Annotated in this window: 10 protein-coding genes; 8 read left to right on the forward strand and 2 right to left on the reverse strand. The window is 64.8% G+C overall.

Features of this window, described 5'->3' with window-relative positions:
* Positions 1–767 precede the first annotated feature (767 nt).
* The 5 genes from BJG93_RS02735 (at position 768) to BJG93_RS02755 (ending at position 8,369) form a co-directional block, all read left to right on the forward strand.
* Positions 768–1,763 carry a GlxA family transcriptional regulator gene (locus BJG93_RS02735; RefSeq protein WP_027196835.1) on the forward strand — a complete coding sequence of 332 codons (996 nt, stop codon included), beginning with the start codon at positions 768–770 and terminating at the stop codon, positions 1,761–1,763.
* A 90-nt stretch (positions 1,764–1,853) separates the two neighbouring features.
* Positions 1,854–3,458 (forward strand): sugar phosphate nucleotidyltransferase, encoded by a 1,605-nt coding sequence (locus tag BJG93_RS02740; RefSeq protein WP_027196836.1) that lies wholly within the window; start codon positions 1,854–1,856, stop codon positions 3,456–3,458.
* A gap of 52 nt (positions 3,459–3,510) precedes the next feature.
* Positions 3,511–4,896 (forward strand): undecaprenyl-phosphate glucose phosphotransferase, encoded by a 1,386-nt coding sequence (locus BJG93_RS02745; RefSeq protein ID WP_027196837.1) that lies wholly within the window; start codon positions 3,511–3,513, stop codon positions 4,894–4,896.
* Positions 4,897–4,936: 40 nt separating this feature from the next.
* A complete protein-coding gene (locus BJG93_RS02750; RefSeq protein WP_027196838.1) occupies positions 4,937–6,076 on the forward strand; it encodes a polysaccharide biosynthesis/export family protein in 1,140 nt (379 codons plus the stop codon).
* Positions 6,077–6,125: 49 nt separating this feature from the next.
* Positions 6,126–8,369, forward strand: a complete 2,244-nt coding sequence (locus BJG93_RS02755; protein WP_027196839.1) for a polysaccharide biosynthesis tyrosine autokinase — start codon at positions 6,126–6,128, stop codon at positions 8,367–8,369.
* 51 nt (positions 8,370–8,420) lie between these two features.
* Here the strand turns inward: BJG93_RS02755 and BJG93_RS02760 are convergent, their stop codons facing one another.
* Positions 8,421–9,584, reverse strand: coding sequence for a hypothetical protein (locus tag BJG93_RS02760; protein ID WP_027196840.1), 1,164 nt, complete (start codon positions 9,582–9,584; stop codon positions 8,421–8,423).
* An 83-nt stretch (positions 9,585–9,667) separates the two neighbouring features.
* Entirely contained in the window at positions 9,668–10,279 is a 612-nt protein-coding gene (locus tag BJG93_RS02765) for a hypothetical protein (RefSeq protein ID WP_071336561.1), read from the reverse strand.
* A gap of 281 nt (positions 10,280–10,560) precedes the next feature.
* Here BJG93_RS02765 and BJG93_RS02770 point away from each other — a divergent pair, with 281 nt between their 5' ends.
* The 3 genes from BJG93_RS02770 (at position 10,561) to groL (ending at position 13,346) form a co-directional block, all read left to right on the forward strand.
* On the forward strand, positions 10,561–10,947 hold the full coding sequence (locus tag BJG93_RS02770; RefSeq protein ID WP_027196841.1) for a hypothetical protein: 387 nt from the start codon (positions 10,561–10,563) through the stop codon (positions 10,945–10,947).
* 414 nt (positions 10,948–11,361) lie between these two features.
* A complete protein-coding gene (gene groES / locus BJG93_RS02775) occupies positions 11,362–11,652 on the forward strand; it encodes a co-chaperone GroES (protein WP_008923887.1) in 291 nt (96 codons plus the stop codon).
* 53 nt (positions 11,653–11,705) lie between these two features.
* Complete coding sequence (groL, locus tag BJG93_RS02780) at positions 11,706–13,346, forward strand: chaperonin GroEL (RefSeq protein ID WP_027196842.1); 1,641 nt, start codon at positions 11,706–11,708, stop codon at positions 13,344–13,346.
* The last annotated feature ends 150 nt before the right edge of the window (positions 13,347–13,496 follow it).

Genomic DNA, 13,496 nt, shown 5'->3' on the forward strand with positions numbered 1-13,496 from the left:
TCGTGCCATTGCGCGGCGCGTTCCATCGGCTGTCGCCATTGTTGTCTCAGGGAATGGCGAACTTCCTTCGCTACGCGCTATCACCGTGGCGGAAAGCTCACGGTGCATTTCCGAAAGAGCTTGGCGGAAACGGACCGGTCGACCTGGCGCATTCCGCCATTGGCCCGCCGCTTGCGAACCCGTCCAAATCGCCGATATCGATGTTTCAGATTTGAAACGTCAATCGCCGCATTTATATTCCCGTCAGCAATAAAAATTAATTAAATAAATCTTTTGCATGCGCATCGATGGCTCCGATAAGCCGGAGGAACGGTCAGGTCGGACCGCGCTGCACGCATTGCCTGCGCAAGTGTTCGAGCGGGCCGGAGGCCGCCCGAAGGGCGGGGTGACTTCGACTCATCATGGCCGAGGTTTGGCAAAAATCTACTTTCAAAATACGCGCCGGCGCGCGAATAGGGCGGCAGCAGGTCATTTTTCGAGTAGCCCCGCAGTGTGCGGTGGCGTACGCATTCAATTCCTGAATTGCCTTAAGCTTCGCGAGTGCATATTCAACGATATGCGGATAGACGATTAATCCATTGAAAAAACGATCGTTTCGGTATTGAGCCGAATTGCACTGCCGATCATGTAGTCATAGTGCCAATATGTCTGCACTTTCGGACACGGCGGCAGAGTGCTGGAGGCCGTCGCTATGATGCACTGCGCGGAGTTCGCAATGTGCGTGATCGTAAAGTTGCAGTAGATCGTTTTCCGCCGAGAGGATGACTATGACCTGCGCGAGTCTCGAGTCTGCCATGTTGCGCTGGGTGCATGCGCCGAACAAGGGCGTGCGTCGTGTCGCGATTCTGCTGTTCAACGACTGTTCGCTGCAAGGGGCAGGGGTTATCGCCGAGGTGTTCCGTGCTGCCAACGACCTCGCCACTTCGGGTTCGGGCGCATGGCTGTACGACGTGTCGTTCCTGTCGGCCGACGGCGGCATGGTGACTTCATCGTCGGGTTTGCGCGTATGGACCGACGGCCTCGATGCGCGGCACTACGGCGGCTTCGACGCGCTCTATGTGGCGGGCGGCAAAGGCGCGGCGTCGGCAGCGCGCGACGAGCGGCTCCTCGGATGGCTGCGGCGCGTCCGTCGCAACACCGCGATGATCCGGCCGATCGCCGAAGGGCGCGCGGTGCTCGAGTCGGCGTCGCTGCCCGAGGACAGGGACGGCAGTGCCAGGCGCCAACCGGCCTCGGCCGCGAACGGCACGCGCGCGGCGGAGCAGGGCGTCGTCGAAGTGAACGACCGGCTCGAATCGATCCGCAGCGCGCTCGCGATGATCAAGCGCGATCTGGGCAACGCGACCGCGCGCTCGGCTGCCGAACGGCTGCTGTCCGACTCGTGCACGAACCTCGCGCCGTTGCTCGGCGAAGACGGCGGCATGAGTCCTGGCGACAAGGTTCGCGCGGCGGCGCGCTGGCTGCAGGAGAACTGCCAGCAGGCGATTTCGATTGCGGATGCCGCGCAGGTCGCGGCGATGAGCGAGCGCAACTTTCTGCGTCGCTTCAAGATGGAAATGGGTATCACGCCGTCGAGTTTTCTGTTGCACGAGCGCCTCGCGGTGACCTGCAGCCTGTTGACCGAATCGGAGTTGCCGGTCGACAAGATCGCCCGCCGCACCGGGATGGGCAACGGTGACCGTCTCGCGAAAGTGTTTCGCAAGCGGATGAGGATTTCGCCGACCGAGTTCAGGATTCAAAGCCGCCGCATGGCGGGCGAGTAGCGCATACGGGCCAATCCGGCTAGCCGCGCAACACAGGCGGGGCCGGGCCCGGTGTTGGTCGTACCTTGCAGAACGATGAGGATTCCCGATATGTTGACGCAGGCAGGTGTGAGCGCCCGATCCGTCGAGCCGAACGGCGCAAGCGCCGGGGTTGCCGGCGCGCGCTTCGCGCACATCGTCCCGGTCATACTCGCGGGCGGCTCGGGCACGCGGCTTTGGCCGGTGTCGCGGGAGAATTTTCCGAAGCAGCTGATCGATGTGGTCGGCTCCGACTCGCTGCTGCAGGCGACCGCGCGGCGGCTCGATGGCTTCCCTGCGGGCTGGAGCGTCGACGCATCGCCGATCGTCGTATGCGGCGAGGAGCATCGTTTCGTGATCGCCGAACAACTGCGCGAAAACGGCGTCGACGCGCGTCTGATCGTCGAGCCCGCGCGCCGCGATACGGCGCCGGCACTGACGCTCGCGGCATCGCTCGCGTGCGCGGGCGGCGACGACGACGCGATCCTGATCGTGATGCCGGCCGACCACGCGATCGCCGACGTCCCGGCGCTGCAGCGGGCGCTCGCGTGCGCGGCGCACCACGCGAGCGAGGGCGCGATCGCGACGCTCGGCGTGCCGCCGACGCGTGCCGACACCGGCTTTGGCTATATCCGCATCGGCGCCGCCTTGCCCGGCGGCGGTCACGCGATCGACGGTTTCGTCGAGAAGCCCGCCGAGGAAATCGCGACGCAGTACGTTGCGGCGGGCACCTACTGGTGGAATAGCGGCATCTTCATTGTGCGCGCGCGCGTGTGGCTCGACACGCTCGCATCGCTGCGGCCCGACATGCATGCGCCGTGCGCTAGCGCGTTCGCGGGGGGCCGCCAGGACGGCGACGTGTTCCGGCCGTCGCACGACGCGTTCCTCGAGGTGCCCGCCGATTCGATCGATTACGCGGTGATGGAGCGTCTAAGCGAGGAGCCACCGCCCCGGGGCGACAGCGCGAGCAACGTCGACATGCCAGGCACCGCACCGAGCGATGCGCAAGCTCAAAGCCCGGCCGCGGTCATGCCCCCCGGTGTCGTGGTGTCACTCGAAGCCGGCTGGTCCGACCTCGGCTCGTGGGACGCGGTATGGGCCGCCATGGACAAGGACTCGAATGGCAACGCCGGCCGCGGCCGCGTGGCGTTCGAAGGCGCGGTGTCCTGCTATGCGCATTCGGAGGGGCGGCTGGTCGCGTGCGTCGGCACCGCTAACGTCGTCGTGGTCGAGACCGCCGACGCGGTGCTCGTGGTGGATCGCTCGCATGTGCAGGACGTCAAGGGTCTCGTGTCACGCATCAAGGCGCAGCACGCGCCGGAGGCCGACGCGCATCGCAAGGTGCGGCGCCCGTGGGGCTTCTACGACTCGATCGACCGCGGCGAGCGCTTCCAGGTCAAGCGCATCGTCGTGACGCCTGGCGCACAGCTGTCCCTGCAACTGCATCATCACCGCGCCGAGCATTGGGTCGTGGTGCGCGGCACCGCGCTCGTCACGCGCGGCGAAGAGCAGTTTCTGCTCAGTGAAAACGAATCGACCTACATTCCGCTCGGCACGCGTCACCGGCTCGAAAACCCCGGCAAAGTGCCGCTCGAAATCATCGAAATCCAGTCGGGCACCTATCTCGGCGAAGACGACATCGTCAGGTTCAACGACAACTACGGCCGCTGCCCCTAGGCAACCCATGCACCCCATTTGCGAACAGGAACGGCAGAACGAGGTAAGTAAAATGCGCAAGTTTCAGGATCTGCTCGCGCGGATTTTCGATGTCGCTTTGGTATTGACGGGTGCGACCGTCGCGTCGCGCATCCGCTTCGACTATCTCGGCCAGTCGGGCTTCTACTGGGCGCTGGTGATGTTTTCGGCGGCGTTCGCACTCGCGATCTTCCCCGCTTTCGGCGTCTATGACTCGTGGCGCGGCCGCTCGAAACTCGGGCTCGCCGGTCAGGTGTCGCTCGCGTGGCTGATCGTGCAGGCCTGCGCGCTCGTGCTGATGTACTCGCTGCATCGCATCGACATCGTGTCGCGCTTGTGGTTCTCGTACTGGACCGCGACGACGGGCGGTCTGCTGATCGCGAACCGGCTGATCACCCACGCGGTGCTCGCGCGGGCGCGCGGCGCGGGCATGAACCTGCATCAGGTCGCGATCGTCGGCAGCGGTGCGCAGTGCGATGCGATACTGCGCCGCATCGAGTCGGCGCCGAGCGCGGGCTTTCGCGCGACCGCCGTCTACAACACGCGCCCGGACGACACCGGCGTGACGAATCCGCGCGTGCCGGTGTTCGATCGCGTCGATCTGCTGGCCGACTACATCCGCACCAACGACGTACACGAGCTATGGCTGATGCTGTCGCTGTCCGAAGAGCCGCTGATCTGCGCGCTGATCGACGAGTTCCGCGACGACCTCGTGAACATCCGCTTCATGCCGGACGTGCGCAGCCATGCGCTGTTCGAAGGCAGTGGCGTGGTCGATCTGCTCGGCATGCCGGCGATCAATCTGGTCGCGTCGCCGCTGTCGGCCAACGCGATGCTGAAGAAAGACATTTTCGACCGGCTGTTCGCGGCCGCCGCGCTCCTTGCCCTCGCGCCGCTGCTGCTTGGCATCGCGATCGCGGTCAAGCTGTCCTCGCGCGGACCGGTGCTGTTCAAACAGAAGCGCAAGGGCGCGGACGGCCGCGTGTTCACGATCTACAAGTTCCGCTCGATGCGCGTGCATACCGAAGCGAAGGGTACCCTGAGCCAGGCGACGCGCGACGACAAGCGCGTGACGAGGGTGGGCGCATTCCTGCGTCGCACCAGCCTCGACGAGCTGCCGCAATTTTTCAACGTGTTGCGTGGCGACATGTCGGTCGTAGGACCGCGTCCCCATGCGCTCGAGCACGACGACCTCTATCAGAAGGTGGTCGCGGGCTATATCAATCGCTACCGGATCAAACCGGGAATCACGGGCTGGGCGCAGATCAACGGCTTCCGTGGCGAAACCGACCGCATCGAGAAGATGGAGCGCCGCGTCGAACATGACCTGTACTACCTGGGTCACTGGTCGTTCGCACTCGACATGCGGATCATCGGCGCGACGATTGTCGCCGGACTGGTGCATCGAAACGCTTACTAGAAAGTCGATAACAACGCCTCGGGGCGAAGGAGTAAAGATCATGAGCTCACTTGGTTTTCGCACAGGAAGTCTTGTGGTTTTCGCGTGCGCAGCATTGCTTTCCGGATGCCAGATCGTACCGGGGCAACGGATGATCACGCCGGCCGCGATTCAGGACACGGGTGGCGAATTCAGTACCGAAGCCTCGCAGCAGAAGCAGATTCCGATCACCGATATCAATCTGGAACTGCTGAAGAAGATGAATGCCGACCAGACTGCCTCGGCGTTGCCGCCGACGACGTCGGGTCTGTTCGGCAAGCCGGCCGTCTACAGGGTCGGCCCCGGAGACGTGCTGCAGATCGTCGTGTGGGATCACCCGGAACTCGCGGCCGCGCTGGGACAACCGCCGACGACCTCGCGCCCTTCCGATGCAATTCCCGGTTTCCTGATCGACGAGAACGGCGACATCCAGTTTCCGTACGCGGGCAACCTGCACGTCGCCGGCAAGGACGCCGCGACGATCCAGCGTGAGCTGCATTCGCGGCTGAGCAAGGTCTATCAGAAGCCCGAGGTGACGGTGCGCGTCGCGTCGTTCCGTAACGCGACGGTGTATATCGACGGCGAAGTGCGCACACCGGGCACGCAATCGATCAACGATATTCCGATGTCGCTGACGAACGCGATCGGCCTGAGCGGCGGCTTCACCACGACCGCGGATCGCAGCCGGGTCGATCTGATCCGCGACGGCACGACCTATAGGCTGAACATCGACGACCTCGTCAAGCGCGGCCGCAATCCGTCGGATATCTATCTGCAGCCGGGCGATACCGTGCGCGTGAACGCGCGCGAAGACAGCGGCGTCTACGTGATGGGCGAAGTCAACAAGCCGGCCACGGTGCTGCCGTTGCGCAACGGCTCGCTGACGCTGTCGCAGGCGATCTCCGACGGCGGCAGCTTCGACTCGAATACGGCCTCGGGGCAGCAGCTGTTCGTGATCCGCAATTCGACCAGCGACTCGCCGCAGATCTATCACCTCGATGCGACTTCGCCGGTGGCGATGCTGCTCGCGAACCAGTTCGAGCTGCAGCCGAAGGACATCGTGTACGTCGGCCAGGGCGGTCTCGTTCGCTTCAACCGTGTGCTGAACCTGCTGTTGCCGGCGATCAACGCGGCAGTGACGGGAGTCGTCGTGTCGAAGTAATGCACGCGTGAGGCGCTATCTGAACCGGCAGGCCTTGTTGGGTGAAAACATGGCAATCAACTATGAAAGCCGCTACGCCGGCGTGTACGAACCGGGGCAGTTGCATCTGTCAGACTACGTGCGCACGATCGTGCGCGGTTGGCGCACCCTCCTGACGGTGACGCTGATCGCGCTCGCGCTCGGTTGCGCGTACGCGTTCCTCGCGCCGCCGGTCTATCGCTCGGACGTGCTGTTTCACGTCGAGGACAGGACGGCGAACGCGGCGAACGTCAATGCGAACGGCCGGGATGCGGCGTCGCCGCTTCCCGGCAGATACGATTCGAAGCCGTCGACCGCGGCGCAGATCGAGCTCCTGAAGTCTCGTCTCGCCACCGAGGAAGCGGTTCGCGTGCTGCATCTCGACATCACGGCGAAACCGCGTTATCTGCCGGTGATCGGTAGCAGGATCGCGGGACTCGTGAACGGGCACTGGTGGTTCCGGCTGCCGTCGTTCGTCAACCTGCGCGGGTTCGCGTGGGGCAACGAGAGCATTTCGGTGTCGCGCTTCGACACGTCGAAGGACTGGTATGGCGAGACCTTCACGCTGGTCGCGGGCGCCGGCAACACCTACATGCTGCGCGATCCGCACGGCAGCGCGATTCTGTCGGGGCGCGTCGGCGAGACCGTGCACACGGATACCGCCGTCGGCCCGATCACGCTGCACGTCGACACACTGGTCGGCGCGCCCGGCTCGCGTTTCGAGCTGACGCGCGCGTCGACGCTCGGCACGGTGGAGCGTTTGGCGAACACGATGGTCGTGCAGGAAACGGCGCAGGACTCCGGCGTGATCCGCGTGAGCCTCGAAGGCGCCGACCCGGCGCTCACCGCGGCGATCGTCAACAACGTCGCGCGCCAGTTCGTGCGGCAGGACCTCGCGAGCCGCTCGACCGAGTCCGACCACACGCTCGCGTTTCTCGAGCAACAACTGCCCGACGCGCGCAAGGCGCTCGACGATGCGGAAGAGCGCTACGGCAAGTTCCGCAATACGCATGGCGCCGTCGATCTCGGCGAGGAAAGCAAACTGCTGCTGCAACAGATCGTCGACAACAAGACCAAGCTGCTGGGTTTGCAGCAGCAGCGCGCGGACATGTTGCAGCATTTCACGCCGAACCATCCGATGGTAGCCGCACTCGATGCGCAGATCGCCGCGTTACAGGGCGCGCAGAGCACGATGAACCGCAGCGTCTCGACGATGCCCGACACCGAACAGACGGCGCTGCGTCTGCAGCGCGACGTGCACGTGAACACCGAGCTGTACACGAACCTGCTCAACAGCGTGCAGCGACTGCGGGTGACGCAAGCCGGACAGGTAGGCGGCGTGCGAGTGGTGGACTTCGCCGAAACGCCCGACGATCCGGTGCGGCCCAGGCGCATGCTCGTGATCTTGATCTCGCTTGGCGGCGGCCTCGCGCTCGGCTTGCTGCTGATCTTCCTGCGACGTGCGATGCGCGGCGGCGTGGAGCGCCCGGACGAACTCGAGGGGATGCTCGGCGTGCCGGTTTTCGCGGTGGTGCCGCGCAGCCGGACGCAATTGCGCCTGCAGGAAAAGGTGTCGCTGCGCCAGCTTGGTCAGCATGTGCTCGCGCAGCAGGCGCCCGAAGATATCGCGGTGGAAGGCGTGCGCAACCTGCGCACCTCGCTGCAACTGTCGCTCGATCACGCGGCCAACAACGTCGTGATGATCACCGGCTCGCGGCCCGATGCGGGCAAGTCGTTCCTGTCGGTGAATCTGGCGACGCTGGTCGCGTCGGCGAACAAGCGCGTGCTGATCATCGACGGCGACATGCGGCGCGGCGACGTGCATTCTCATTTCGGCGTCAGCCATCGGCCCGGACTGTCCGACGTGCTGTGCGGCGGCGATCTGGACGCGATGATCCAGCGCGACGTGCTGCCCGGTCTCGACGTGCTCGCGAAAGGCACGCTGCCCACGCACCCGGCCGAGCTGCTAATGAGCAGACGCTTCGAAGCGATGCTGGAGGTGCTGAAGCCGCAATACGACGTCGTGATCATCGACACGCCGCCGGTGCTCGCCGTGACGGACTCGACGCTGATCGGCCGATACGCGGCGACGACGCTGCTCGTCGTGCGGCATGGGCGTCAGCCGCTGCACGAGATCATCGAAACCACCAAACGGCTGCGTAACGGCGGCGTCGGCCTGCGCGGCGTGCTGCTCACCGACGTGCCGCAAGAAGCGGCGTTCCTCGGCTCGGGGTACCAGGGCGGCTATTACGGCTACGACAGCATCGCCGGCTGACACGGCTGCCCGCGCGCCGCCGTCGCGCGAGATACCGCGAAACCTCAGTGCTTAGTGATGACCCAGCAGAGCGCGCAGTTCGCGCGACTCCTGCGCCGACGGTTGCATGGTTTGCCAAGCCGACTCGTGCGACGCGAGCGCGACGAGCCGCTGCGCGGCTTTGCTGCTCCAATCGATCCGCAACGCTTCGTTGGCGTTGTGCGACGCGCACTCCCAATGTCCGACGTTGCTGCAGCCTCGCGCGAGACTCAGCAACGCGTCTCGTTGCTGCTCTAGCGTGCCGACCTGGGCGCGCATGCGGCGCGCGTCGCGATTGTCGGGCTGTGCGGTGATTGCGGCGGCGAGGCGCGCCTTGGTCGCCGATAGATTGCCTCGTTGCAGATAGCCGCGCGCGGCTCTCAGATTCCGCTCGGCGTCGGCGCGGAGCTTGTCGGCTTGCGTGAGCGGGGCGGGCGTCGTGTCGATGCTGGTGTGGGTGCCCGCGTTGATCGATGCGACTGCCGTGCCGCGCGGTCTGGGCGCGGAGATGGCCGCGCTCGATGCCGTCGTCGGCGCTAGGGTCGGCCCGGTCGCAACGACGGGTGGTGCCGGTGGCGCGACCGGGGCGGTGTGCGCCGGCCCGGCTTGCTGCCGCGCGACGACAACGGCACGCGGCGGTTGCGCGACGATCGACGCGGGCTTCGGCGCGGCAGGCTTCGGCGCCACGGCAACGGACGGCGCCGCATTCTGCGCAACATTCTGCGCGGGAACTTGCGCCGGATGCTCGGAGTGCACGGTGCCGAAGACCGTCACCGGCGTGTCGACGCTCGCATTGTCGTCGTGCAAAAGAACGAAGCCGACATACATCGCGCCGAGCGTCGCGAGCGCGACCGCGGCCAGCGCGAGCGGGTGCCGCCGTCGACGGCCATGCGGCCCGAATGTCGCTTCGTCGATCAGATCGTAGGGGCTCATCCTGGTTTGCGCGGAGTGTCGTGACGAACGCTGCACGGACAAACTCGCGGCCGCTGGCAGCGGTTCGAGCTGCGTGCGCGCTGCGCTCAGCGCTCGGGTGCGTGCGGAGCGGTCGCCGCGCTCGCCGTGCTTGTCGGCCGTATCGAACGAATCGATCGGCAGCCCGTGGCACGCGGGACACGGCGAAAAGCGGTCCGACAGCGGCACGCCGCAGCACGCGCAGTGATGGAAGAATGGCTGATCGGAGGTCGTGTCGCGCGGCATGGCCGTATCGCTCCACTGGCGCCGAAGGCCGGCGCCATCAAAGAGAATCAATGCAACGACGCTCGCAAGCGGCGTCGGCCGGACTACTGGACGACGTAACCGCGAGCCTGCATGCACGCGCCGTAGGCGGCCCAATAACGCGTCATCGGCGGCTCGGGTGCGGGCAGCGGCGGCAGCTTCACGTTCGATGCCGCGTTGGCCTGCATCGAAGCGGTCGCCCCATCCGACGCGCCGGGCGCCGCGCTCGCGCTGGTGCCGGTTGCCGCCGCCGATGCATTCGCCGCCGCGGTGGCCGGCGCGCCCGGCGCGCTGGCGCCGGCCGCGGCTTCGGTCTCGGCTTTCACCGACGATGCGCCGGCAGGCGCTTGCGCGCCCGCCATCGGCGCGCTCGCGGCTTCGGGCGCGCTCGCGCTCCATGGCAGCGGCGTGGCTGAGAACGAACTGGGTGGAAGCGGCGGCCTCGACGGTACGCCGGTCGACGCACCCTTAGCCGCGGGCGGCTGACGCGGCGGAACCTGCGGCTCGTGGGCCATGTTGACCCCGGTCGCCCGGTTCGCCTCGGCGTAGCACATGGCGTTGTCGATGCTGCGCTCGTAAGGGCTCTGACTTCGAATCGGATAGGTGACAGGGCGCCACGCGAATGCGGCAGTGCTCGTCACCAACAGCGTCAGTACGGTATATGTTCTAAATGCCATCGCAGTCACTCCCGCAGCGATGTCTCGCCTTTTTGTGTTTGGTTTCGTGTCGTGCTTTGGTTTTGTGCTTGTTGCGCGTCGGGTTCGAGCTGGTCGTTCGCCCCCGGACGGGCACGTCGCGAATGTTGCTTCGACGAGCGTAGCACCGCGGCTTGACCACGCGATGCATCCGATAGCGCGCGAAAACGCCATCGTGCAGTGCAATCAGGACACAATCAGCGAGGCGGCGTTGCAGATCGGGACAATCCCTGGTCGCCACGAAGGATCGTCAGGAGTCGAAGATGAAGAACCTATCGTATTGCTATCGGCCGCTTTGCGCAGCGCTGTGTCTGTCGATGCTGTCGCTCGCGCCGCTCGCGAGCGGCGCGAGCGACGCCGACATGAGCGCGCAAGCGGCGGGCGAGCGCGCGAGTTTCGCGCAGGCGTTCTGCGGCGTGTCGCCCGCGCGCATCGGCGCCTACAAGGAGCGGCTGCGAAAGGTGCTGACCGGGGCGGCCGATTTCGATCAGCGTTGGGACGCCGGCTGGCAGCGCGCCGACAAGACCAATAGCCAGATGAACGCGCTGCGTGAGCGCGATCCGCAGGAATTCGCGGCGCGCATCAAGATCAATTGCGAGCGGCTCAAATGGATGGCGGGTAATGCGTTGCGCTCGCCTGCGCGCAAATGAGTTGAACGAGACGAGCTGGTCGCTGTCGCGGATCGTTTGACCTCGCCACCTTATGCTCAATTAGGCGAGGGTTTTCCCTGGGGATCGAAGATCCGTCGACGCGGATTGCGGCGCACGGCTGACCTTTGGCTGCCATATCGCCCGTTCGCAGCGCGGCGCGAATCGTCGGATCTCGGCGCAAGTGATTGATTTTGCTGTGATCGCCGCGGGCGCCCACGACTGCATCGCGGCGCGCGCGCCATCCCCGTCGCGGCAAACCCCGGCCCGCAATTCCGTTGTTCCCCACTTCTTGAATTTGTCACTGCCCGTCCATATAATTAGCACTCGCTGCACGAGAGTGCTAACAACATCTCCGGTTGGCTCGCCAGCCGGGTTTTCTCAGCGTTCTTCAGTCTCAATCAGAGAGGAGTATGTATGAACCTTCGTCCTTTGCATGATCGCGTGATCGTCAAGCGTCTGGATCAGGAAACCAAGACTGCGTCGGGCATCGTGATTCCCGAAGCCGCCGCGGAAAAGCCGGATCAGGGCGAAATCCTCGCAGTCGGCCCGGGCAAGCGCGACGACAAGGGTGCAGCCATTGCGCTCGACGTGAAGGTCGGCGACCGCGTCCTGTTCGGCAAGTACGCAGGCCAGACCGTCAAGGTCGACGGCAACGAACTGCTCGTGATGCGCGAGGAAGACATCATGGCCGTGGTGCAGAAGTAAGCACGAAGTCGCTACTTCCCCGGTTATATCCAAAGTATTCAAGGAGTTAGAAGATGGCAGCTAAAGACGTCGTATTCGGTGATTCCGCCCGTGCCAAGATGGTCGAAGGCGTGAACATTCTCGCCAACGCCGTGAAGGTCACGCTGGGTCCGAAGGGCCGCAACGTGGTCCTCGAGCGCAGCTTCGGCGGCCCGACGGTCACCAAGGACGGTGTGTCGGTCGCTAAAGAGATCGAACTGAAAGACAAGCTCCAGAACATGGGCGCGCAAATGGTCAAGGAAGTCGCTTCCAAGACCAGCGACAACGCAGGCGACGGCACGACGACCGCTACGGTTCTCGCGCAATCTATCGTCCGCGAAGGCATGAAGTACGTCGCATCGGGCATGAACCCGATGGACCTGAAGCGCGGTATCGACAAGGCTGTTACAGCCGCAATCGAAGAACTGCGCAAGATCAGCAAGCCGTGCACGACCAACAAGGAAATCGCCCAGGTTGGCGCGATCTCGGCGAACAGCGATACGTCGATCGGCGAGCGCATCGCTGAAGCAATGGACAAGGTCGGCAAGGAAGGCGTGATCACCGTCGAAGACGGCAAGTCGCTGCAAGACGAGCTGGACGTTGTCGAAGGTATGCAATTCGACCGCGGATACCTGTCGCCGTACTTCATCAACAACCCGGACAAGCAAGTCGCCGTGCTCGAAAACCCGTTCGTGCTGCTGCACGACAAGAAGGTGTCGAACATCCGTGATCTGCTGCCGGTACTCGAGCAAGTCGCGAAGGCTGGCCGTCCGCTGCTGATCATCGCTGAAGACGTCGAAGGCGAAGCGCTCGCAACGCTGGTCGTCAACAACATCCGCGGCATCCTGAAGACCGTTGCCGTCAAGGCGCCGGGCTTCGGCGATCGTCGTAAGGCGATGCTGGAAGACATCGCGATCCTGACCGGCGGTCAGGTCATCGCTGAAGAAACCGGCCTCACGCTCGAGAAGGCAACGCTGGCCGAACTGGGCCAGGCGAAGCGCATCGAAGTGGGCAAGGAAAACACCACGATCATCGACGGCGCTGGCGAAGCGGCGAACATCGAAGCTCGCGTCAAGCAAGTGCGCAAGCAGATCGAAGAAGCGACCTCGGACTACGACCGTGAAAAGCTGCAAGAGCGCGTTGCCAAGCTGGCAGGCGGTGTTGCGGTGATCAAGGTCGGTGCTGCGACCGAAGTCGAAATGAAGGAAAAGAAGGCACGTGTCGAAGACGCACTGCACGCAACGCGCGCGGCTGTGGAAGAAGGCATCGTGGCGGGTGGCGGCGTCGCGTTGATCCGCGCGCGTACGGCAATCGCTGGCCTGAAGGGCGCTAACCCCGATCAGGACGCGGGTATCAAGATCGTTCTGCGTGCAATGGAAGAGCCGCTGCGCCAGATCGTCACCAACGGTGGCGAAGAAGCGAGCGTCGTCGTGGCGGCGGTTGCTGCTGGCAATGGCAACTACGGCTACAACGCAGCGACCGGCGAGTACGTCGACCTGGTTGACGCAGGTGTCGTGGACCCGACGAAGGTGACGCGCACGGCGCTGCAAAACGCAGCTTCGGTTGCTGGCCTGCTGCTGACGACCGACGCGGCTGTCTGCGAACTGCCGAAGGAAGACGCGCCGATGCCTGGCGGCATGCCCGGCGGCATGGGCGGCATGGGCATGGACATGTAATTCCGCTCGGGCCTCGTGGTCCGGTCGCGTGGTTGAACCATCGCGACCGGGTCACGGACGAGGCCCGGCTGGAAGTCCATGTGGGGAGTGCGCCGCGAGGCGTTTCCCCAAACGAGAAAACCCGCTTGCGCGGGTTTTTTCGTTTGGGAC

The organism is Paraburkholderia sprentiae WSM5005 (genome assembly GCF_001865575.2).
Classification (GTDB): Bacteria; Pseudomonadota; Gammaproteobacteria; order Burkholderiales; family Burkholderiaceae; genus Paraburkholderia; species Paraburkholderia sprentiae.

Bases quoted from the DNA above. Each gene is read 5' to 3' on its own strand.
- BJG93_RS02745 (WP_027196837.1), top strand. From the start codon at position 3,511: ATGCGCAAGTTTCAGGATCTGCTCGCGCGGATTTTCGATGTCGCTTTG.
- groES (WP_008923887.1), top strand. From the start codon at position 11,362: ATGAACCTTCGTCCTTTGCATGATCGCGTGATCGTCAAGCGTCTGGAT.
- BJG93_RS02760 (WP_027196840.1), bottom strand. From the start codon at position 9,584: ATGCCGCGCGACACGACCTCCGATCAGCCATTCTTCCATCACTGCGCG.
- BJG93_RS02770 (WP_027196841.1), top strand. From the start codon at position 10,561: ATGAAGAACCTATCGTATTGCTATCGGCCGCTTTGCGCAGCGCTGTGT.
- groL (WP_027196842.1), top strand. From the start codon at position 11,706: ATGGCAGCTAAAGACGTCGTATTCGGTGATTCCGCCCGTGCCAAGATG.
- BJG93_RS02750 (WP_027196838.1), top strand. From the start codon at position 4,937: ATGAGCTCACTTGGTTTTCGCACAGGAAGTCTTGTGGTTTTCGCGTGC.
- BJG93_RS02740 (WP_027196836.1), top strand. From the start codon at position 1,854: ATGTTGACGCAGGCAGGTGTGAGCGCCCGATCCGTCGAGCCGAACGGC.
- BJG93_RS02765 (WP_071336561.1), bottom strand. From the start codon at position 10,279: ATGGCATTTAGAACATATACCGTACTGACGCTGTTGGTGACGAGCACT.
- BJG93_RS02755 (WP_027196839.1), top strand. From the start codon at position 6,126: ATGGCAATCAACTATGAAAGCCGCTACGCCGGCGTGTACGAACCGGGG.
- BJG93_RS02735 (WP_027196835.1), top strand. From the start codon at position 768: ATGACCTGCGCGAGTCTCGAGTCTGCCATGTTGCGCTGGGTGCATGCG.